Here is a 24,456-nt window from a genome sequence, read left to right on the forward strand (position 1 = left end):
GCTTCCTAACTGTCCTAAAAGCGAGAAAATACCTTTGATTAGTGCTTCGATTAATTTAACTCCTGCTTCTAAAAGCTTCGGTAGGTTTTTAATTATTTCGCCAACGAGAGTTATGATTAACTTAACTGCCGCTACTATTAATTGTGGAATCACTTGAAAAATACCAGCGATCAACGCTAGTAGAATGTTAACCCCTGCGCTTATAATCTGCGGTAAATTAGCGATAAGCGTCTCGACAATTTTAGCGATTAACGTTAAAGCTGCGTTAATTAACTGCGGTAATATCTGAACAATCCCATCTATCAACGCCATGAGTATCTTTACCCCTGCATCAATAATTGCGGGTAGATTCGCTAGAATTGTATCAGCAACTTTCGTTATTAAATTGACTGCTAAATCAATTAGCTGAGGTAACATTTGTACGATACCGTCTATTAACGTAGTCAATATCGAAATACCTGCCGAAATGATTGCCGGTAAATTCGCTGTAATCGCATCGATTAAAGTAGTAATAACCGTGATAATCGCAAGTACTATTAACGTAAGCGCTTGTGTAATACCTGTAATTAGCGTAGTCAATAAGTTAATACCTATCTCGATTAACTGAGGTAAGAACGATATCAATCCGTTGATAATCGTTACAGCTACGGGAATTAACGTAGGTATCATTTGCATGATTCCTTGGATTAGCGTAAGAATCAGCTGTAATCCCGTTTGGATAATCGTAGGTAGGACTTGTACAATTCCAGTGATTAGCGCCTGTAAAATTTGCATACCTACTTCAATTATCATAGGTAGATACGTAGCAATTGACTGTATAATCGTATTGATCACTTCAACCATCGCTTCTAGTATCGAAGGTGCCGCTTGGACCAATCCGTTTACTAGACTCATAATCATTTGCGAGCCAACTTCGATTAATTGCGGTAGTGTTCCCAATAGGAAAGCTGCTACTGAATTAAAGACATTCGTAATTACATCTAAAATAACGCCTTTGTTAGTATCGAGATAGTTGGCAATTGGGGCTACATATTTATATTCAAATTCTTTCCACTACAAATAGAGATATTTATGAAACATTCACCACACTTATGTCGCTATTATCTTTACATGCAAATCCCCTTCTTAATATTACTGCTTCTTATTATACTGCGCTTTCAAATCAATATATTCCTGTCTCGCATCCTGATTATTACCTTGGTTACTATCAAAAGATGTATGTATTTGTGATATATATTTTACTAACTTGCCCTCATCATTTCTCTTCTTATAATCCAATACAATACTTACTTCCAATATCTGCTTGAACCATTTTTAGAATCAATATGCAATGCGATTGATCCACCACCATATTCATCATATTGTATTTTCAACTTATCATTAATAATACTCTGAAACTCTAATTCAGTTAGTTTGTATCCAACAGTACTAGGCTGATCAAACTTTTTTATATCACCTCCGGGCTTCATCTTTAGTTTCCCTATTCCTTTTAAACGATCTACAATTAAGTTCACATATGAAACATCCAGGTTTGAATCCGGACTTTGTACCTGTCCATTTTGATACATAATATTGGTACTATAATTAACTTCTTCTTTATAATTTTTATTATCTACTTCCGAGGTAATTTCTTGTGTTGTATTTCCATATAAACTTTTATCTTTTATATTATATACACCTGTCGAAGTTTGGTAGATTGTTTTACTATGCTCTCCATCTTCTTTTTGTTCATATGTACTATATATACCTCTTTGTTTCACATACGCATATCCATCATCACTAGCGGACATAACCTTTTTCATGTCACCTTCATCCAATGCCTTAACAAATGGCTCATACTCTATCTTTTCTTCAAAAAAACTACATGCTTGTAGTAGGCTGATTGCTATTATGATAGGAATCATTTTAGAAACCTTTTTTGTGTTCATTTCATCATCACACTACACTCTCTATATTTTCGATCAGATTATCTTCTAATCACTTTAATCACCTTACATAAGTAAATTTTCTTTTTGTAGTTCAAATACTCTCCTATAAATTATTACTTTTTCACCATCAAAACTTACAATACACACTTTCTTTATGCCTTACGTTTCGATTTACCTTTTTTATTTTTCTTTCGATATCTTGGAGTCTCTCTTTTATGTTGCTCCCATGAAATGTTAAATGACGGAAATTTAAACCTGCAATATGCTAATAGCTGAAATTCAGCTGCTCCGATTGCTATCGTATACATTAAAAAGGTCCCTACTACATACATAAATAAATCATCAAACCCATAATCGTTATGAAAATATAGCAAAATAAGAATAGTTACTGCGTATAGTATAGCCCACTTCATCATCTTTCCTTTTGTTTTACTAAAGAAAGAAGCAGACCTCTCATCCATACTAAACGCACCTTCACTCGCTTGTTTAAACGTATCAATTGTTGTCACGATATGAAAAATCACTGCTCCTAAAAGCAATAAACCCGCATACAGTATTGTAATCCAGTCAATTGAATTATTAGCCATTTTAGTAACAGTCAACGCAGTAGGAGCTATTGTTGCCATTTGGAATGCATATAATAATACGACAAGGGTTTGTAGTTTTTGAAATTTAAATTGAGCTATCGGAAATGAATAAATAATGAAAAGAATTATTTGTAGGCTGTACAATAACACTTCTAACTTAACAATTCCTATATTAAAGAGAAGCATACAGTAATCCCACCCAGCTGATAAAACAATAGAAAAAATAGTTATTGAACTAAATAGTATTCCTCCAAACATAAATCCTGTAGCACCTTCTGGACTTAAACGATCTTGACATGTCATCCGAAACTTATCTAAATCTTCTTCTTTTATATTCCACATCCTGACTCTTCACCCTCTATACAGTTTAAATAATTTTCATTCACTTCAATTCTATTTCACTCTTATTTACTTTTCGATTGGGATTTTGTATTTTGCCTTCAAAATCTCCCACGCATTCTATCATTCTCTTCCCACGTTATATTAAATGGCGGACATTTAAATTTATTCTGCCATTTCCCTTTATGCCTTACGTTTCGATTTACTATTTTTATTTTTCTTTTGATATCTTGGAGTTTCTCTTTTATGTTACTCCCACGTTTTATTAAATGACGGAAATTTAAATCTGCAATACGCTAATAGCTGAAATTCAGCTGCACCTATGGCTATCGTATACATTAAAAAGGTCCCTACTACATACATACCTAAAGTATCAAATCCATAATCGTTATGAAAATATAGCAAAATGAGAATAGTTACTGCGTATAATGTAGCCCACTTCATCATCTTTCCTTTTGCTTTACTAAAAAAGGAAGCGGATCTTTCATCCATACTAAATGCACCTTCACTTGCCTGTTTAAACGTATCAATTGTTGTCAAAATATGAAAAATTACTGCTCCTAAAAATAATAATCCTGCATACAGTAATGTAATCTGATCAATTGAATTATTAGCCATTTTAGTACCAATCAAAACTACGAGTAATATTATTGCCATTTGAAATGCATATAATAATATAACGAGCTTTTGGGAATAAATATAGAATCAAAAACATTACTTGCAAACCATATAACACTAATTCAATCCTAACAATTACCTTATCAAACAAGGTAGTATAATAATCCATTCCTCCCACAAAAATAATAACCATAAATAATGAAGTATAAAATATCGTTCCAAGCATAAATCTCGTCGCACCTTCAGGACTTAAACAATCTTGACATGTCATTCGAAACTTGCCTAAATCTTCTTCTTTTATATTCCACACCCTAACTTTTCACCTTCTATACAGTTTAAATAATTTTCATTCACTTCAATTCTATTTCACTCTTATTTACTTTTCGATTTGGATTTTGTATTTCGCTTTCGAATTCTCCCACGCATTCTCTCATTCTCTTCCCACGTCATATTAAATGACTTGAATTTGAATCTACAGTACACCAATAGTTGAAATTCTGCTGCTCCAATGGCTACTGTATACAGTAAAACAATACCTACCGCATAAAGAACTAAAACATCAATTCCATAACCATTATGAAAATATATCAAAATAAACAGGATTAGCGCATATATTGTAGCCCACTTCATCACATCTCCTTTTCTTTTACTAAAAAATGAGATGGATCTTTCATCCTTACTAAACGCACCTTCACTCGCTTGTTTAAATGTATCAATTGTTGTCACAATATGAACGATAACTGCTCCTATAAATAATAACCCTACACAAATTAAAGTCATTCGATCAATTGAATAATCAGATATTCCAGGAAGAACTAACGCTGTAAATGTTATTGTACCTAATTGAAATGCATATAATAATACAACGAGCGTTTGTAACTTTTGAAATTTATAACGTGCTTTTGGAAATGAATATAGAATTAAAAAGATGAATTGTAAGCTATATAAAACAATTTCAGTTTTAACAATTGTTTTATCAAAATAAGTATGATAATAATCCAATCCCCCCATAAAAATAAAAAACATAAATACTGAAGTATAAACTATCCCTCCAATAAAGAAAACCATAGCACCCTCAGGACTTAAACGATCATTACATGTCATCCTAAACTTATATAAATCTTCTTCTTTTATATCCCACATCCTGGCTCTTCACCTTCTATACAGTTTAAATAATTTTCATTCACTTCAATTCTATTTCCCTCTTATTTACTTTTCGATTTGGATTTTGTATTTCGCTTTCGAATTCTCCCACGCATTCTCTCATTCTCTTCCCATGACATATTAAATGACTTGAATTTAAATCTACAGTACGCCAATAATTGGAATTCTGCCGCTCCGATTGCAACCGCATACATTAAAACAGTTCCTACTCCATACATAACAAAAAAATCAATTGAATAATCATTTTGAAAATACATCAGAAGAAGTAGTATTGATATATATATTATAGCCCCCTTTATCACAGCTCCTTTTGTCTTACTAAAAAACGAGGTGGATCTTTCATCACTACTAAATGCACCTTCACTTGCTTGTTTAAATGTATCTAGCGTTGCTGCAATATGGATAATAACTGCTCCTACAACTAGTAGCCCGGTATACATCCTACCAATTGAATTATCAGCCATTTCAGAAACAATCGAAACTACAAATAATATCGTTCCAAGTTGAAACGCATATAGTAATACGATTAGCGTTTGTAACTTTTGAAATGTAAAACATGCTTTCGGAAATAGATATATAATTAAAAATATAATTTGAATACTAAATAACACAATTTCAGTTTTAACAATTGTTCTATCAAAAAAATTGTTGTAGTAATTCAAATCACCTACAAAAATAATAAACATAAATATTGAAATATAAAATATTGTTCCAAGCATAAAACCCGTAGCACCTTCAGGACTTAAACGTCCTTGACATGTTATTCGAAATTTATCTAAATCTTCTTCTTTTATATTCCACACCTTGACATTTCACCTTCTATACAGTTTAAATAATTTTCATCCACTAAAATTCTATTCCATTCTTAATATTTTTAAGTACATAAATTTTTGTACAACTAAATTCAGATAATCTTTTAGGTATATCATTACCACATTAATTACCATAATCATATACTCAGAATGCTTTTTGATAGTTCAAATAGTATCCTTTCTCCTCAAAAGTTCCAAATATTCTTCTTTCAATTAAGTATAACCGTCTTCTTGTCACCTTCATCCAATGCCTTTATTAGACTCTCATACTCTATTTTGATTTACCAAAACTATACGCGCTCAGTAAAACATAACTGTTATCACAATAACTATTTTTTACTACCCCTTTACTCATATCCTCACAACATTTATCGTTCTCAAAATTCAATCAAAATATATTATTTTTAATTTATATACTCTTTTTCATAATTTACATATTCTTTTTTGGCACTTTGATTATTATCTTCTCTGGTATGATAATATGTTGAAATTTCTTGATTGCGTTTTATAAGCTTATCTTCTTTTCTTTCTTCATAATTTACCGATATTGTTATTTGTATTATTCTCATTTGATTTTCTTTTGTATCATTAGGCGTATTAAATTCAATCATCAATATTGCAGAATCAAATTTATCATATTTTAAATTTAACTTGTCATTTATTATGCTTTTAAACTGTAATTCAGTTAAATTATAGCTTATTATGCTCGGTTCACTACATCTTTTTGTATCTTCACTCGGTTTCAATTTACTAAGTTCATTTAATCCTCTAAACATTATTTTTACATATGAAACATCTATGCCTTGATTCTGGGCTATTGAACGAGATTTTTCATTTTTCAAATTTGTACTATAGACAGTTTCTTTTTTGTAATTTTGATTACTACCAACGTTTTTATCATTTTTTATATCAGTAGCAATCTTTTGAGTTGTTTTCCCATATAAGTCGTCTTCTTTCACATTATATACTCCATGGGTTGTTTGATATATTATCCTGCTATGTTCACCATCTTCTTTTTCTTCATAAGTACTTTCGCTAGTCTCTTCTTTCACATATGCATATCCATCATCACTCGCAGACATAACCGTTTTCATATCCCCTTCATCCAATGCCTTTACTAATCTCTCATACTCTATCTTCGTCTCCCCAAAACCACATCCACTTAATAAACTTGATACTATTGACAGAACTATCATCATCTTAGATTTCTTCTTTAACTTCATACTGACACCCCGTTGATTTCTCTAGGCATTTTTAAGTTCATTATGTTCCCTTTTGGAAAGTAATACACTTCACCTGTACTTATTGGTATTTATTTACTCATACAGATTATATTGAAGATACTTTAATTTTTATTAGCATCGATTTTTATACAATTCTTAATTGCTTATATACTCTGTTCGAATTTTCAGAAACCAAAACTTATTTTATTTCTTTCGCTTTCTTTTCCTCTCTCTCTTTATAACGCTTTAAGAATTCCTGACGCTCCCTTTCATGCTCCTCCCACGAAATATAAAATGACGGAAACTTAAATCTACAATAGGCTAATAATTGGAACTCTGCTGCACCTATGGCTACTGCGTACATTACAAGGGTTCCTGCCATATACCCCACTAAAACCCCTGTTTCATAATTATTATGAAAATAAATTAAAATAAGAAGGGTTAGTACATATATTGTAATACCAATCATTGTATTGTTTTTTATTTTACTAAAAAATGAAGTTGCTCTTTCATCGGTACTAAAGGCTCCACTCTCTGCTTGTTTAAAGGTATCAATTGTTGTCACCAGATGAACAAAAACTGCTCCTAGAAACAATAAACCCACATATAATAATGTAATTTGATCAATAGAATAATTCGAAATTGCTGGAAGTATAAATAATGTGAATCCTATAGTTCCTAGCTGGAATGCAAATAATAATATCACAAGTGCTTGCAACTTTTGATATTTGAAACGAGCTTTTGGAATTAGATATAGAATGAAAAAGATTACTTGCAAACCATATAACACTAATTCAATACTAACAATTATTTTGTCAAAGAGAGTTGGATAGTAACCCCAGCCAATCTTAATTAATGCTACCAAAATAAAAAGCATGAATAATGAACTATAAACTATTCCTCCAAACATAAACACCATAGAATCTTCTGGGCTTAAGCGATTTCTACATGTTATTTTAAATTCATCTAAATCTTTTTCTTTTATGTTCCACATTTGTTAACTCCACCTTTCCCCGAACTATAGTATATTACCAAAATATAGATGCAATTTTCTTAGTCACTGATTTTATATCTTTTTATTTTCATCGCCACTCTTAACCATCTCTTTTGTTGTACTGCGCCTTGTATTTTAAATATTCCTGTCTCGCATCTTGGTTATTATCCTGTTTTCTATTAAAATACGTTATTATTTGGAACATATTTTCTACTAATTTTCCATCCTCATTCTTTTCTTTAAAGTCTATATCTATCCTCATTTGCAAAATTTGTTTTGGATTTTTTGGGGCATCCAGGTGCAATACGATTGTTGCTCCATCAAATTCATCGTATTGTATCTTTAATTTATTATTAATAATATTTTTAAATTCAGATTCAGTTAGTCGATATCCCACTGAATTAGGCTGATCAAACTTTTTTATATCATCTTCAGGCTTCATCTTTAGTTTCCCTATCCCATTTAAACGATCTACAATTAAGTTCACGTATGAAACATCTAGATTTGAATCCGGACTTTTCACCTGTCCATTTTCATACTTAACATGAGTACTATAAATCGTTTCTTTTTTATAATTTTCATTTGTCCTTTTTCCCTTGTCTTTTTCTATATCAGTCGCAACTGTTTGTATCGCCTCTCCGTATAAACTTTTATCTTTTGTATTATATACACCTTCCGTAGTCTGACGAATTGTTTTACTGTGCTCTCCATCTTCTTTTTGCTCAAACGTACTATAAATACCTCTTTGGATCACATAAGCATACCCATCATCACTCGCAGACATAACCGTCTTCATATCACCTTCATCCAATGCCTTAATAAATGGCTCATACTCTACCTTTTCTTCAAAAAAACTACATGCTTGTAGTAGGCTGATTGTTATTATGATAGTAATCATTTTAGAAACCTTTTTTGTGTTCATTTCATCATCACACTACACTCTCTACATTTTCGATCAGATTATCTTCTAATCACTTTAATCACCTTACATAAGTAAATTTTCTTTTTGTAGTTCAAATACTCTCCTATAAATTATTACTTTTTCACCACCAAAACTTACAATACACACTTTCTTTATGCCTTACGTTTCGATTTACCTTTTTTATTTTTCTTTCGATATCTTGGAGTCTCTCTTTTATGTTGCTCCCATGAAATGTTAAATGACGGAAATTTAAACCTGCAATATACTAATAGCTGAAATTCAGCTGCACCGATGGCTATCGTATACATTAAAACAGTTCCTATTACATATCCAATAAAAGTATCAAATGCATAATCATTATGAAAATAAATCAAAATAAGAAGGATTAATGCGTATATTGAAGCAACTTTCATCATAGTTCCTTTTGTTTTACTAAAAAAGGACACGGATCTTTCATCCATACTAAACGCACCTTCACTTGCCTGTTTAAACGTATCAATCGTTGTCACAATATGAACAATCACTGCTCCAAAAAATAAGAAACCTACATATACTAATGTAATTCGATCAATTGTATAATCAGACATTCCAGGAAGAATTAGAGCCGTGAATAATATCGTACCTAATTGAAATGCATATAATAATACAACAAATGTTTGTAACTTTTGAAATTTAAATCGAGCTTTTGGAAATGAATATAGAATTAAAAAAATTATTTGTAAGCTATATAGCACAAGTTCCATTCTAACGATTGTTTTCTCAAAGAAAGTAGTATAATAGTCCCAACCAAACGTTACTAAAGTACCAATAAGAAAAAACATCATAACTGAAACGTACACTATTGTTCCTATCATAAAACCTAAAGCACCCTCAGGACTTAAACGGCTGCTACATGTTACTCGAAATCCATCTAAATCTTCTTCTTTTATGTTCCACATTCAGTTTTTCACCTTCTATACAGTTTAAATAATTTTCATTCAATAAAATCCCATTACATTCCTAACTTTTTAAGTACATTCATCTTTGTGTAACTATATTCAGATAATATTATCTCTATATTAATTACCGTACATAATCAGAATGCTTTTGATAGTTCAAATAGCCTTCTTTCTCCTCAAAAGCTCTAAATATTCTTCTCTCTTTCACTTAAGCATATCCCTCATACTCTATTTTTGTTTCCCCCGAAACTGCACTCACTTAGTAAAAACGTTACTGTCATCACAATTGTATCGAGATAATATAGCTCTTTAATTTTATCTTCAGAAAGGTGATAACCTCCCATCAACAATATGCTAGGAGGTTATTACAGTTATTTAAAATTTGTTTTTTATTTTAATGGATTCGATTTTTGCAAATAATAATGTTATTTAATTTGAGCAGCGAATATTAAAAACATACTGCTTAATAACTCGTAATTAAGTCTTCCCCCTCATATCTAGGATCTTTCTCAACTTTACCATCTTTTGTTTTGATGACTTTTAGTCTACCTAACCACTCTGCTCCGTTATATGTCTCTTCACTTACCCATACATTATGCTTTTTACCGTCTACCTCAACTACTAATGTGGGGTGTGTAAACATGAATTCCTTCTCTACATGCCTACCTACAATTTCTGCATGTAATGATGTACCTTCTTTAACTAGTTTACTATTCTGATACCCTTCGATAATAGGTAATCCAATAAATACAAAGAATATCAGTCCAAATACGATTACTTTCTTCTTTGTACTCCATTTATTCTTTTCTTTCAATTCCTTCTGTCTCGCTTCTCTTTCTTCGCGTTCCTCCAAACTCTCATTTAAAGCGTCTTCCCATGCCTTAATTTCCTCTTCGATTTCTGCTTCAGCTCTTGCTAGTTTTTCTAATTGTTCATCGGTTGCTACCATCTCATATGACTTATCTCTAACCAAACGAATTTCAGCACCATTTTCTTTTACTTTTCGCAAGTCTTTTTCTGTACAATTAAACTCTCGAATGATTTCCCCTTGTGTGTTTACCAGTCTAACGTAAATGTTTTTTTTCTCCTTCTTCTTAAACATATGAACTCCCCCTTATTTGTTTCCTATCATAGATAACCCTATTGCAATTAAGAGAAAGAAAACGATAATAAGGAACGTCTTCCCTTTGCTTACCTGTGTTGTAGAACCTTCCAAGACAGCCCATATAAAAATTTGGAAAAGAAGAATACCTAGGAGAATATCAACTAACTTGTTGCTACTCTTCTTTAGTGGTTTTTCTTCTACTATCGGTTTTATCTGAACAGCTTCCTTTCTTATTTGTTTCGGTGTCTTTTTCTTGCGTCTATGATTCCCCAACTTACTCCTTTTAGAATAACTTTTTCCTAACTATAAAAATACCGAAATATCCCATTTTCATCGTATAGGATAAAATGATTTATTTCTTCACAAATAGATTTCCACCATAAAAAACAGTCTATGACTATTATTTACAAATGTTATTTCAACTTTTATTTTATTCTTTTTCTATTCGCTATAAATTCTTGACGTTCTTTTTCATGTTGTTCCCACGTAATACTAGATATTTAGATTCTTATTCAATCAAAAATAGACTTTCCTCTTTCCATGTTGGAAGAGGAAAGTCTATTTATTTCTAAATATATTATAGCCCTTGTTTTATTAATAATTGTTACTTATTATTTTCAGCCTTGTTCTTTATCGTTTTTACAAATTCATTTCGCCATATTTTAAAATTATGAGCAAATTTTCCTTCAATAGAATTTTTATACCCTTCAAATTTTACTTCTAAAATATCAAAGTCATTGAATAATTTATATGTCTCTGCCGTCAATCCTACTGGGTGTAATACCCCACCATAATCATAGAAAGTGTCTTCATCGAGAAGTATTCCTCTTGTAGTAATTACATACTCTACATCTTTTTCTTCCTCAGTACTCAACCTCACTACACTTCCTAAAGGCAAAACTTTCTCCATATAATCTTTCATATTAATTCACCGATCCTTTTAATACGATAATTTTCTCTTCTATTTTTTGTCGCCTTTTTTCTAATTGGCGGATACGATCAATAAAAGCATCACGTGTTTTACCTTGCAAACTATTATCAATACTACTTTCTAATCTTCTAATATCTCCTGTCAAGGATACAGCTGCTTTTTCAAGTTGCATAACAACGTTAATAATTTGATCTCGCCCACCACTGTCCGGAAATGTACTATGAACCCTCGACATTATCATATGTAAATCCATCCTCATACCCCCTTCCTTAACATTTATCAATAATAGGAAACCGAAGCTAACTCTTCATCTTTTGCTATCATAGAAATTACCGCATCTGTTACATCTTGACTTAACTCTTTTAAATCATTTGAAAGTTCGTTCACATCTCTGGAAATCTCTACTAATAATGAACGATTTAATCCTCTACTACCATCATTCATAAAATAGTTTAATAATGATTGGCGATGGCTTCTTACATAATCTCCAGCAATTGAAGCAATATTTGTATCAATTTCAAAGTCACCTTTAAATACATCTAAAATATCTTGAACAAGAGAAGATGCTACTTCTTTTGCAATTGCTATAATTTCATCACGGGATAAATAAAGAATGATGCATCCTACTAAAAAATCTACAGCTGCGTTAAATACTGATTCTAACACTTCAAGTACCTTTTCCTTACATTTTGCTAATTTATTCTCTATCCAATCCACAGCCGCATTCACCTGATTTCTAACTTCTTGTATAACTTCCTTACTAAATTTCAAAGCTTTTTTTCCTGTTTCTACACCTATACTTGCTATTTTTGTTGCTAGAGCACTAGTATCTCCCACTACTGTTATTGCAACTAGAATTGCACTGACTGGGGTTCCATTTACCACTAAATCCACTACAACTTCTTCTGTTGTACTTAATGTTTTTTTTCCAGTGATTCCTTTATATAGGTCCCCAGCAGATTCTGATATTTCTAAAAAACCAAATTTCCAATCAAATCCTGTTTCGCTAACCTTTTTCAATTTATCTATTGCTACATTCCCATTCCCAGAATAAAATTTTGGATCATATAAAAAAGAATGCCCTTCCCCATTTTCCATTTTATAAACCTGTCCAGGTATTACAAAATCTGCGGCTTTAATGGCGCCATACAAAGGATCATATTCATTTATAAGACTGCGGCAATTTTTCATATTGGTCCCGTATCCGTACTTAACCACATCTTTATTTAAAACAGGCGCAGGATTTAAAGCTAATACGTTTATATTATCTTCTTGATGTCTTAATGCAACTGTATTCGCTGCTCCGCCACCTAAAGAGTGCCCTAGTAAAGTTATCTTCTTTCCTTTATTATCCGCTTTGACTTTTTCATAAAATCTTTCCGCTTGACTATACTGAAACTCCGCTAATGACCCAAATATAGGTGAATTAGTTAAATTATGCAGTCCAATTGCTCCATCGGTTGCTAAATCGCCTATTTGACTCGGTTGCGTTCCAACGTAAACTATAAAAATTTCACCTGTATGGTTGTCTTTTAGAGCGTATGCCCCAAAACCAGTCTGAGGATGTTGATCATCCTCTGCTATTAGTTCGGCATCAAAGTTATCTTCTAGTCTTTTCTTATTTTTTCCTGAGTCTGGATTACTATAATCATCTTCTTTTTCATTAAAAGCATAAATATCAGCTGCTGCTAATCTTAATTTTCCTACATCACTGTTTATTTTAAATCTTTGGAGATCATTTGTACTATTCCCCACACTTATTCCCTCCTATTTTATACATTACCTATTATTCATATATTGTCTTTCATACTCCTCATATTTGTTTTTAGAATTTTCATTATTATCTTCTTTAGTATTTAAATAGATTGCTATTTTTTGATCATGTCTTATTAATTGACCTTCTTTATTCTTTTTTTCATACCCCATCGTTATGCTTATCGTAGTGAATTCCATAGGATTTTCTTTTGTATCTTTTGCCGAATTAAATTCCAATAATAATATTGCTTCATCAAATTTATCATAGTCCACCTTTAACTTATCATTAATTATTTCTTGAAATTCCGATTCAGTTAAGTAATATGTTACCTTGGATGGTTCACTAAATCTTTTTTTATCTTTTTTGGGTTTTAAACTATCTATTCCCTTCAATCTATCAAATATAAAATGAACATTCGAAACATCCAAACTTTGATCTGGACTTTTCAATTGATTATCTTCATATTTAATACTAGTTCTATATATAGTTTCTTCTTTTTTTTGCTCATTATTTAATGAACTAGCAATTTCTTGTAAAGTTGTCCCATAGAACCTTTTTTCTTTGATATTGTATACCGCTCCTGTCGTTTGATATACGACGTTAATGCGTTTATCATTTTCCGCCCAAAACGTACTATCCCTAACCTCTTCTTTCACATAAGCATACCCATCATCACTTGCAGACATAACAGTCTTCATGTCCCCTTCATCCAATGCCTTTACTAATCTCTCATACTCTATCTTTGTCTCCCCAAAACCACATCCACTTAATAAACTTGCCACTATTGACACGACTATCATCACCTTAGCTTTCTTCTTTAATTTCATACTGTCACCTCGTTAGTTACTCTAGGCATTTTTAGTTTCATTATGTTCCCTTTTTGATAGTAATACACTTCATCTTTACCTAATGGCGCTTCGTTGCTTATATATTTTATGTTGAAGATACTTTGATCATTTAATGGCATTGCGATAATTGCTGCTGTTAGCTTACTTCTCATTTTCATAGGTAGAGCTTCACGATTTCGGTCCATGTAGTCGTGGTGACCTGCTAATACAAAGTAAATGCCTACTGTACGAGATAGATCAATTAAAGTTGCTGCATCCTCCATTTCTAAATAAACAAATTTACTAAACTCTTCAACATTTGTCATGATAATGAGTTGTTTTGTGAATGCAGGAATTTCTCTACCTTCTTGTCTTGCTTGCGCTAATTCAAGAGCTCGTTCGCGAATTACTTCCATCCAATACTTCGCATGCATATTGATTTCATTTTCGTCTACAATGTAGTGCGTCACATTATCTTTATATTGAACGAAACTATACTCTGCTGTATCCACTAACGTCACACTTTCAAAATAATCTTTATTCAATTGAGATAGGATGCTAGATACAATTTGTTTTCTCATACTATCATCTACACTATAAATCATTAAATGATCATTCACTGCAATATCATGAGCTACAACTTCTACGTTTGCAAAATCAAGTCCCATTGGAATTCTTGCTGCTTGTAGAGCTTTTGTAACGTCTTTATTTTTACGATAAGTAGCAATATCAATAATTTCTGGCATCATTGGAATTGCCTTCGGACGTTCTCCATCCCATTCTCGGTCCATATCATTTGCTTCTTGTTGTAATAATTGAATTTGTTGTAGTTCATCTTCTGCTTTCGTAGGCAATGCAGCCTGGAATAATGTAGGAGATTCTAGTTTTATTAACGCTCTTCCTGCTGTTTCTTCCACTTTTATATCAGATCTCCCTACAATACTAGCTACTTCACTTTGATCAATCATATATAGGCAAGTTTGGATTTTAATATTATTGTACAATTGAATTCTAAGTGCATTTTGTCGCCCTGCACTAATTAAGGTATGAATTCCTAAACTTGCACCATCTCGGACAATTTGCATAATTAGCATTTCAAAGCTTTCATAGAACTTCGCTTCTTTTACTGCATCATAATTATCAATTGCAATAATAATATGTGGTATTTCTTTCCCGCTTGCCTTTTCATACATTTCAATATTTGCAACGTCATATTCACTTAATAATCGTTTGCGATTTTTCATTTCTTGAGTTAATCTTTCAACAAACTTTAAACATTTTTCTGATTCGTCAATTGTAATCGTATCCGCTACATGAGGTAATCCTTTTAAAGGTAGAAGACCATTTGTTCCAAGGTCCACTAAATACACATGCAAATGCTCCGGACTATGCTGACGAGCTACATCCATAATGACTGATTGTAAGAATGTTGATTTTCCGTAGCCTGGGCTTGAGAAGACCGCTACGTGTCCGTCTTTACTAATATCTAGTGTTAATGGTGTTTGTGATTGTAATTCAGGCTGATCTAGTAGACCAACTGTTGCTTTTAATGGTTTCTTTTCTTTCGTCCATGCTTCTTTGAACTGAATAGCGTGTAAGTCTTGTAAATATACGCTTTCTGGAAGTGGCGGTAACCACGGTCTAGCTAACGCTTCAATTTCATTTATTTCTGCGTAATCGTGAATGTAGTCAATAACAGCATCCAGTTCAGATGGTACGCTTATTACTTCTTTACTGCTACCAAGTCCACTTAAGTCTTCACTTAATATTTCATATTGTCCTAGATCATTTATTGCATAGATTGTTGCGTCTAAATGTTCTTTATCCTCTTTGTTTTCTACATAGTCTGCTCCGCTCCAAGCTGATTGGAATAGTTCATAAATTTCATTATTCCCAACTTGTAAGTAAGCACGTCCTGGTAATGTAATTTCAGCAGCATCTGGTGTTTTTAAAATTTCATTACTATCTGACGTATTTTGAACTTTTAATGCTAGTTTGAATTTCGAGTTACTCCAAATTTGATCGTCTACAACACCACTCGGTTTTTGCGTAGCTAATATTAAATGGATTCCGAGTGAACGACCGATACGTGCTGTTGAAACTAACTCTTTCATGAATTCTGGTTGTTCTGACTTCAGTTCCGCGAATTCATCACTAATTAAAAATAGATGTGGCATCGGTTCACTTACTAAACCTTCTTTATACAGTTTTTGATACTGGTTAATATGGTTTACATCATTTTCCCCAAATAATCGTTGTCTTTTTTGTAATTCAGCTTTAATTGATGCGAGCGCTCTCATACTTTGTGCTCCATCTAAGTTCGTAATTGTTCCTAATAAATGCGGTAAGTTTTTGAATAAATTCGCCATACCGCCGCCTTTATAATCAATTAGTAGAAAGGCTACTTCGTAAGGATGGAAATTGACTGCTAGAGATAATATATACGATTGTATAATTTCCGATTTACCTGAACCTGTTGTACCTGCTATTAACCCGTGTGGTCCGTGTGCTTTTTCGTGTAAGTTTAAGTTTACGATATCTTCTTTACCACGTAATCCAAGTGGTACAGCTAAAGATTTATGTGCAGCATTTTTCTCCCAGCGACTTGTGATATTCAGTTCTTTTACTTTCTCAACACCGTACATTTCTAAAAATGTTACACTTTCTGGGATACTATTTTTCAAGTTTTGCAAATGATTTAACGGTGCTAATGCTCGTGAAACATCTTCTAAATTGAACCCTTTCGGTACGTGATTTAGTTTAAATTGACGGTTTACAAGCTCTCCTTGTTCTAAGATGATGTTCCCTTGTTTTGCATCTCTTATGTCTATTACCGTTTTCACATGCTCCGGTAAACTTTGCATAACATCTTGTACAAATACAAGTGATACACCTAATTGACTCGGATCATCATTAAAGAATTCCATAACAACATGGTCTAGTATTAGTTTTTCATCTGTAATGAGAACGACATAGTGCGGTGCAAAGTACATTTTTTCATTCGTTGAACTTTTTTCATCTAGTTTTAATTTTCGTTCTTTCAATATTTGATACAAACTATTTAACACTTGATCACGGCTACGATCATGGTACACAAATCCACGTACATTTATATCGCGAACACTTCCATGTGGTAACCAGCGCATCCAATCCCATTTTTCTTTTTCTTCTTCAGGAAAAATAGTAATAAACTGCAAGTCATAATAACTATGGAATAACGCGGTTTGTACAACTAATAATTGTAATTGTTCTAACACTAAAGAGCGTTGTCCAATATAGCCAACCGGTCCATTTATCAAATCTGTTACAACAGGTACATCTTCCAATGATAGATAACGCTGTCTTAGTTCACGTGCTATATCAATTAATTCATCTTTCGTTTGACTAAATTCTTCTTCATTAAATTGGATTTCAAAACTTGTATTAGCTTGTCCTGTCCCAACGCTAAATGTTAAGAAATCATGATGTAGCATTGTTTTTTCATATATACGTGGATTTACTTGCATAGCCATATTACGTATCACTTCAACATTTGGATTATGATATTGTAATGCATGACGTTGCTTTTCACTTTCTGCATGTAAATCTTTCGTTTTTTGTTTGATATACTCTCTATAACTTTTATCACGTTCCACAATGTCAATTTTATATTGCTTTAAATTTTTTATATAAGATGTGACAGAAACAATAATCGTTACTAATGTCATCGCAATCGATGCAATAATAAACATTCCATATTTCATAAAGATAGCAAGTAATACTGTTACGACAATCATGACAAGAGATGGTGCAATGATTCTTGCCAAATGCTCAGTCGGTTTTGACGGCATACTTGAAGGTTTTGCAATTGTCATTTTCTCTTCTGGTTCACGGTAAATAATACGTGGTGAACGATGATAGTCTGGATAACCACTTTGATAATTCGTTTCTGATTCTACTAAAATAGGTAACGTAGATTTAACGTTCTCTTCTGAAGACAATACTTGAATATCTTCACTGCCTATCTCTACTAAAACACCATCAAAATATAATACGTCTCCTGCTTCTAACATAACGCTACCTTTTAACTTCGTATAATTATGAAATACATCCCCGTCATATACGTTCACTTTAAAAGAATCGTACAACGTTTCACGAGATAACATTAAATCCACATTCGTTCCGGTAATAGAAATATCATCATAACTGTTTTGACTCAATGTAAGAGAATGTTTCGTTCCGATATCAAACACTTTATTTGTACCAATAATAGATATAAAGATTTTCAAGCTCACATCTTTAGTTTTTCCAATCTCAAATTCCTTATTGAACTCTATTAATTGATTTTGTACCATCCAAGCATTTACTTCATTATTCCACTTTAACTCTACTTCTTGTTCTAAACTTGGATTCGTAATATCATTTGTCCACTCTTTTCCAATCGACACTATTGATTGCTCATTTGGATGTAATGTGCACTTATATATTTTGTCTCCATAAGTCAATACTAATAGTTGCTCCATCCGTGTTCACTGCTCCTTTTCAACTGTCTCATCAAGTGCTTACTCTTTTTTCTCTGTGTTCGACGAGTCTTTATCGTTTGATGCATCGCCATATTTCTTTTTATACTCATTTAATTGTTGCTCATATGTTTTTAATTTTTGATCACGCTCTTCTCCTGATAAATCCGGATTATTTTTCAGTGATTCAATTTGTTTAACAAGGCCGTACATAATAAGCTGAGGATCATCAAGTATCTTAGCTAAATCTAATGATTTATCAAAATCACCTTTTCCGTTATACATCCAATACAACAAATACTTTTCATCACTTTTCAAACTAATATTTTTCATAATTGACTTCTTTTGATCTTCGCCTAGTTTTTCAGCTGTAATGTATGCAAATGCTAACTCATATTTAGATGCAATCGGTAATGATTCAAATTCCTCTTCATTTAATTGCGTAATTACTTTGTCATAATCAGTTGCTATGAAACTCACATTTGCTTCTAATAATTTATTTTGATAAGGAAATTTTATAAAAGTGAAATATATTAAAGGAGCAGCTAAAATAACTGTCGCCGCTATGAAGGAAAAAGCTAAGTATTTAAATGATTTATAGCTCTTTTTAGGTACTAACTGCATATTTTTTTCTGTTTTTGTTTGTTCCTTCTCAAAGCTGTCATCAAGAAACTGCAGTAATGCATCTAAACTTTCCATTTGAGCAACTGTCTGTTCAAATGTTGTTTCTTTTGCATCTTTTAGTAACCCAGCATATAAATCATCAAAATTGTGCTTTTCGGAGAATAAAGCAATAATTAGACACTTGTATTGCGTTAAAAATTGCTCTTCTAACAACGGGGTTGGTGGAACAATATCTCGAATTCCTCTATGTATAATACTTGGCATTAAATTCGCATTAAAAACTATATTGTCTGGATGTAAAAAGAACGTAATTCGTTTATTTAAATATTTACGAAATTGCGCAACATTTCGAAGCAGTCTTAATTTCTCATTTCTTCCAAAACGGCCAAGGTCGTCCCACTTATATAATTTTTTGTCGACTTGAAATAGAAACGTAAACATATCATCCATTTCTTCTATCGTTAATGGTACAAAGTCAGATGATGCGCCCGTAATTATATCGAATTGACGGAAGTCTTTTATACGTGTTTGAGATTTTGTCATCTCCAATTTCCAATTTTCTTTTTCTATTTGAAATTGATAGTTCATTGCATCAATTTGAATTGTTTTTTCCGTCATGTTTATCCTCTTCTCCTTTTCTTTATAACCAGTAATAACTTATTTTCAAAAAACTACAAGCAAGAAATATTCTTTATAAAACTTGTAAAATATCTCCGTCTGTTATTTGGTGATCAATTAAACGATCATTATCTGTTAAAACAATTGACTTATTTTTCACTTTCATTACAAAATGTGAACCTTCATGATTATCAATCTTTAACGTATCTAATAAGTTTTTCAATAAATATTTAATAGATTGATGATTCGGAATACGCAAATCATATGTATTTCCATTCCATTTACTAAAATCTACCGTTACATTAATATGCGTTTGTATTGCCATTACTTTACCTCCAACTTTTCCGAAGAACCGTATAAATACCGATGCAAATAAGTAAAACACTGCCGCCTAACAATATGATTATTGTTGTACTGATTGGCTTTTCATTCATTGTTTGATTACTCGCTACTTCATCAGCGCTTTTTCTTACAACGTATTCACTGCTAAATAAACTATTTTTCGTATCTTTAACACGAGTATTTTCTTTTTGTTTTATAAAAAGAGAATCTCTTAAGGATTCCATCTCTTTTTGTTCTTTCTTTTTCTTTTTTTGAATTTCTTCTTCTATATCTTTATTAAATAACTCAATTGATGCTTTATCTAATTCTGTTTCCTTATGTTCCTTTTTATTTTTTTCTTGGTCTTTATCTTCAAAGCGGTCTACTTTAAACTGAATCTTTCCATCATCACCAAGATAACTGTCCGCCGCGCTCCTAATCGGTAGCGCGACAAACAGTAAAAGGAAACAAATAAATGATAACTTAACCACTATGCTCCATTGTTTGATCATTTACTTCTTTTTCCTCCCATTTCTTGTGCCATACAAATAGATTACTAACTAATCCTATAATGGCAATTACAAACAATACGATAAAAATAACTTTTCCTGTATCTTTACCGCTAATAAAATCATTTAGAAAACCTTCTATATATTGAAGCGGTGAAAATTGACGCAATTTACCTACAGAAGACATTTGGTCTACTTTACTTCCAACTGCTTCAGTTAAAAATAGATACATACTTAAAAATACTAATAAGATAAACATCCCTACCATTTTTATTTGTCGTAGTAAGTATGTTGAAACTAATACGAACGCCATCATAATGATTGTGATAAATGCAATCCATAGTAAACTTTGATCCTGACCGAATTTTAAAAGACGGCCTGAAATGATTCCTATACTGATTCCTTCCACAATCGATATTCCAAATGCTACTACTGTAGTTGGTACATTCATATCAATTAAAGAGAATCTCTCTTCAAAATGATCTGATTGCGTTCGTTTCTTTTCTTGATTCGCAATTGCATATGCTGTAAATAACGCAACAATGAAACAAGTTAATACGATTAAGTATGGTGTAAAAGCATTACCAGCTACAATTACCCCATCATTTTGTTTCTGAACTGGACTAGATAAAAACTCATATAGCATCTCATTTTGACGATCTCCAATACGACTATTCGCCAAAATCTTCGTAAAGTTTTTCGAGAATGCTTTATCATCTTCCATTTTCTTCGTAAAATCATTTAATAAGGAATCTGCTTTCGAAACAATTGTCGTTCCGCTGTCTTGAATTTCTTTTGCTTGTCCATTAATTTGGTCAAATGTTTTATACACATCATCTGATGTCGCTAAACTATGCTTTGAACTCTCTACTAATGACTGAGTTTGCATCGTTAAAGATTTAATACCAGAGTCTAACGATAGTACAGCTGTTTGCTCACCTGCATTATTAGTCGTTAATACTTGTTGTTCTTCAGCTAACTTTAAGCTACTCTCACGCCATTTCGCTAAACCTTTTACATACTCTCCTAAATTTTGATTCATACTAGTTGCTTGCTGCATCGTTTCATTTAATTTCTCCGCTAGTAGCATTGAATTTTGATCTGCACTAGTAATGAGCTGTTGGTAAGAGTCTATTTTTTGTTTTAAACCTGTCATATCTTGCTTTACTTCACTCGTAATACTAGCTGAAACAAGATTTGAAATTAAGTCAATTAAGCTTTGTTTATTTAATACGTAATACAAAGATTGTTCAGTTGCAATTGTATCTAAACTTCCCTCTTCTAGCTTAGGACCTACATCTTTCGTTCTTAAATCAATCCCATAATACATTTCGTAAAGGCTCATTAAACCTTGATAACTTTCAACTGTATCTACTGCTTCTTTTATTAATACATTAGATATATTTTTTGTTAATACTTCTGTTTTTTGATGTACAACTTGATTCGTTGTACTTTCAATAGTTTTTGAGTTACCACCATTATCCGTTCCTGTTCCGCCTCCTGGATTTCCTCCTGGATCTGTTCCCGTTCCGCCTCCTGGGTTTCCTCCTGGATCTGTTCCCGTTCCGCCTCCTGGGTTTCCTCCTGGATCTGTTCCCGTTCCGCCTCCTGGGTTTCCTCCTGGATCTGTTCCCGTTCCGCCTCCTGGGTTTCCTCCTGGATCTGTTCCCGTTCCGCCTCCTGGGTTTCCTCCTGGATCTGTTCCCGTTCCGCCTCCTGGGTTTCCTCCTGGATCTGTTCCTGTTCCGCCTCCTGGGTTTCCTCCTGGATCTGTTCCCGTTCCGCCTCCTGGGTTTCCTCCTGGATCTGTTCCCGTTCCGCCTCCTAGGTTTCCTCCTGGATCTGTTCCCGTTCCGCCTTCAGAGGTTCCTCCATTATCATTGTTACCTTGTTCTGTTTTTTTAATAATAGGCGTTTTAGCATTGTGTACTAACGGCATTATGCCATACTGTGATTTATGAACCACATTTTCCACCTTGCTATTTTCCGTTTGTGTTCCTTTATCCTCTTTATTAGGTTCTTCTTTTTCAGAACTAGTTTCTTTTTTATGAGTCCCGCTCAATTCCCACTGCCACGTTACAGGAGAGAAAACATCTATATTGATGTTTGGATCTTTTAACTTTACATGCAAGCTAATCTTTATATCCCCTTCATTACGAGGAGCTATTGTAATTTCTCCTGCTTCGCTTTGAAGAAAGTCACTTGTACGATCCACACCATCAATATGTAACGCTTCTGTACTTCCATCTAGTTTAAATTCTTCTGGAATATTTATCTTCAAAGTTTGTGAAGATTCCATTTTAATTACTTTCGCAGTATCACTAAATGTAATTCCCTCTGTATAAAGTTTATCCTTTACTTCTTTAATAGCGCTTCCTAAAGATATTTTATTTACAGGATCATAATAAAAATTATTTTCTTTATTATATTTTTTTGTAAATTGAATTACATTTTGCAGTTGTAATTTCGTTGTATCTGGCAAATCACTTTGACCGATTTCTTCCATGTTTAAACTCGGTAATTTCGCAATTAAATTTTCGATTTGTTTCTTTATTCGAACATCTGGTTGCTTCATTAATGTATTTATAAAGATTTCTTGCTTTCCATCATTCGACATAGATTGCTTTAACTTTTTAATTACCGTCTCTTGAATATCACTTTCTAACTTTCCTGCAAGTTCTGTATCATATTCTGACACTTGTTTTTTTACATCTGTTAAATACTTTTGAATTGTTGAAGCATCAGCTAAAATATTAGGATCTTTCTCTGAAAGCGTAAACTGATTTGCGATAATTTTATTCGCAGATTCTAATGCACTTAACTGTTTTAAAACATCGCCTGAATTCATATCACTCATATACTGATTAAATTGATTTGTAAAATTATTCGCTAACAGATTATTATCCGTTTGTATTTTTTGAAAGTTATTAAATCCTTCTAAATACGTATTATTAGATTTATTCCCTTCATCTAAAGCTTGTCCAAACCCTTTTAAAACATCTTGGAATCCTTTAAAACTATTAACAGAAATACCAGTGTAATCTTGTACCGTTTTAAATTGGTTTGTGTAATTTGCCAACGGGCTATGTACATCTTTTTTATACATAGTCGTTTGATTGGTCCCTTTTTCAATTATTTTACCTATATTATCTTGTGCACCTTGCAACTTACCGATAACACTTGCAAAATAAACATCGATGATTTGCTTATTAAAATCTTCTAGAATAGCAGAAGCTGTATTTTCTGCCTCAGCTTTCAAATCTTTATTCCCAGTTGCATTTACTTTATAATTTAAAGTTAATTTCTCTGGAAGTTCTGAATCAATTGCAACAGCCTTTCTAGAAAAATCGTTAGGTATTACAATCATCATATTGTAATTATTATTTTTCAAACCACTTTCTGCTACACCACGACTTACTACGTACCATTCTTGTTTCGTATTTTTATTTACATTTTTAACAAATTGATCTCCAAACGCTATTTTATTACCTTCAAATACAGTACCTTGATCTTCATTTACCAATGCAACTGTCATTTTTTGCGTAGCATTCTCATTTGCTTTCTTAACATTTTGATTTAACGCTAAATAGGAGACCCCTGTTGATAACACAAGAGCTAAAATAATAAACAACAAGATGCTCCACTTGAACTTTTTCACTACTTATCACTCCTGCGACTGCGAGTCTATTAAGTTAAAGACTTCGTATCTTACTCTAGTTTTAAAGTAATTTAGCCATACAA

At 32.4% G+C, this 24,456-nt stretch carries 19 protein-coding genes and 3 pseudogenes; all 22 read right to left on the bottom strand.

Annotated elements, in window-relative coordinates:
- Positions 1–1,035: pseudogene (locus tag QEP67_RS17490) on the bottom strand (phage tail tape measure protein); the annotation flags it as partial.
- A 96-nt stretch (positions 1,036–1,131) separates the two neighbouring features.
- Positions 1,132–1,904: pseudogene (locus QEP67_RS17495) on the bottom strand (DUF3952 domain-containing protein).
- Positions 1,905–2,080: 176 nt separating this feature from the next.
- Positions 2,081–2,857, bottom strand: coding sequence for a hypothetical protein (locus QEP67_RS17500; RefSeq protein ID WP_353706348.1), 777 nt, complete (start codon positions 2,855–2,857; stop codon positions 2,081–2,083).
- A 180-nt stretch (positions 2,858–3,037) separates the two neighbouring features.
- Positions 3,038–3,782 (bottom strand): annotated as a pseudogene (locus QEP67_RS17505) (hypothetical protein).
- Between the two features lie 62 nt (positions 3,783–3,844).
- Positions 3,845–4,615, bottom strand: a complete 771-nt coding sequence (locus QEP67_RS17510) for a hypothetical protein (RefSeq protein ID WP_061672526.1) — start codon at positions 4,613–4,615, stop codon at positions 3,845–3,847.
- Positions 4,616–4,677: 62 nt separating this feature from the next.
- Entirely contained in the window at positions 4,678–5,439 is a 762-nt protein-coding gene (locus QEP67_RS17515) for a hypothetical protein (RefSeq protein ID WP_061672527.1), read from the bottom strand.
- 218 nt (positions 5,440–5,657) lie between these two features.
- On the bottom strand, positions 5,658–5,729 hold the full coding sequence (locus QEP67_RS17520; RefSeq protein ID WP_117616460.1) for a DUF3952 domain-containing protein: 72 nt from the start codon (positions 5,727–5,729) through the stop codon (positions 5,658–5,660).
- A 123-nt stretch (positions 5,730–5,852) separates the two neighbouring features.
- Positions 5,853–6,671 (bottom strand): DUF3952 domain-containing protein, encoded by an 819-nt coding sequence (locus tag QEP67_RS17525; RefSeq protein ID WP_064056641.1) that lies wholly within the window; start codon positions 6,669–6,671, stop codon positions 5,853–5,855.
- Positions 6,672–6,870: 199 nt separating this feature from the next.
- Positions 6,871–7,665 carry a hypothetical protein gene (locus tag QEP67_RS17530; RefSeq protein ID WP_000267174.1) on the bottom strand — a complete coding sequence of 265 codons (795 nt, stop codon included), beginning with the start codon at positions 7,663–7,665 and terminating at the stop codon, positions 6,871–6,873.
- A gap of 100 nt (positions 7,666–7,765) precedes the next feature.
- Positions 7,766–8,587, bottom strand: coding sequence for a DUF3952 domain-containing protein (locus tag QEP67_RS17535; RefSeq protein WP_064056640.1), 822 nt, complete (start codon positions 8,585–8,587; stop codon positions 7,766–7,768).
- Positions 8,588–8,739: 152 nt separating this feature from the next.
- Complete coding sequence (locus QEP67_RS17540) at positions 8,740–9,525, bottom strand: hypothetical protein (protein WP_064056639.1); 786 nt, start codon at positions 9,523–9,525, stop codon at positions 8,740–8,742.
- Positions 9,526–9,988: 463 nt separating this feature from the next.
- On the bottom strand, positions 9,989–10,627 hold the full coding sequence (locus tag QEP67_RS17545) for a hypothetical protein (RefSeq protein WP_151035411.1): 639 nt from the start codon (positions 10,625–10,627) through the stop codon (positions 9,989–9,991).
- 12 nt (positions 10,628–10,639) lie between these two features.
- The gene (locus QEP67_RS17550; protein ID WP_061673124.1) at positions 10,640–10,903 is read right to left on the bottom strand and encodes a hypothetical protein; all 264 of its coding nucleotides are present in this window, start codon (positions 10,901–10,903) and stop codon (positions 10,640–10,642) included.
- Between the two features lie 331 nt (positions 10,904–11,234).
- On the bottom strand, positions 11,235–11,552 hold the full coding sequence (locus QEP67_RS17555) for a DUF4176 domain-containing protein (RefSeq protein WP_000656387.1): 318 nt from the start codon (positions 11,550–11,552) through the stop codon (positions 11,235–11,237).
- Position 11,553: 1 nt separating this feature from the next.
- Entirely contained in the window at positions 11,554–11,814 is a 261-nt protein-coding gene (locus tag QEP67_RS17560) for a hypothetical protein (protein ID WP_000363091.1), read from the bottom strand.
- A 26-nt stretch (positions 11,815–11,840) separates the two neighbouring features.
- A complete protein-coding gene (locus QEP67_RS17565) occupies positions 11,841–13,316 on the bottom strand; it encodes a lipase (RefSeq protein ID WP_061673125.1) in 1,476 nt (491 codons plus the stop codon).
- A 24-nt stretch (positions 13,317–13,340) separates the two neighbouring features.
- Positions 13,341–14,144, bottom strand: coding sequence for a DUF3952 domain-containing protein (locus tag QEP67_RS17570; RefSeq protein ID WP_061673126.1), 804 nt, complete (start codon positions 14,142–14,144; stop codon positions 13,341–13,343).
- Positions 14,141–18,646 carry a type VII secretion protein EssC gene (essC, locus tag QEP67_RS17575; protein ID WP_353706349.1) on the bottom strand — a complete coding sequence of 1,502 codons (4,506 nt, stop codon included), beginning with the start codon at positions 18,644–18,646 and terminating at the stop codon, positions 14,141–14,143. The genes QEP67_RS17570 and essC overlap by 4 nt, the downstream gene beginning before the upstream one ends.
- A 39-nt stretch (positions 18,647–18,685) precedes the next feature.
- Positions 18,686–19,885 (bottom strand): type VII secretion protein EssB, encoded by a 1,200-nt coding sequence (gene essB / locus QEP67_RS17580; RefSeq protein ID WP_000137022.1) that lies wholly within the window; start codon positions 19,883–19,885, stop codon positions 18,686–18,688.
- Positions 19,886–19,958: 73 nt separating this feature from the next.
- Positions 19,959–20,210, bottom strand: a complete 252-nt coding sequence (locus QEP67_RS17585) for an EsaB/YukD family protein (RefSeq protein WP_001007572.1) — start codon at positions 20,208–20,210, stop codon at positions 19,959–19,961.
- Between the two features lie 4 nt (positions 20,211–20,214).
- Positions 20,215–20,718: a type VII secretion protein EssA gene (essA, locus tag QEP67_RS17590; protein ID WP_000595665.1), complete on the bottom strand. Its 504-nt coding sequence runs from the start codon at positions 20,716–20,718 to the stop codon at positions 20,215–20,217.
- Positions 20,690–24,373, bottom strand: a complete 3,684-nt coding sequence (gene esaA / locus QEP67_RS17595) for a type VII secretion protein EsaA (RefSeq protein ID WP_353706350.1) — start codon at positions 24,371–24,373, stop codon at positions 20,690–20,692. Before esaA ends, essA begins: the two co-directional genes overlap by 29 nt.
- Positions 24,374–24,456 lie beyond the last annotated feature (83 nt).

Source organism: Bacillus cereus group sp. MS39 (assembly GCF_040448665.1).
GTDB classification, from domain to species: domain Bacteria; phylum Bacillota; class Bacilli; order Bacillales; family Bacillaceae_G; genus Bacillus_A; species Bacillus_A wiedmannii.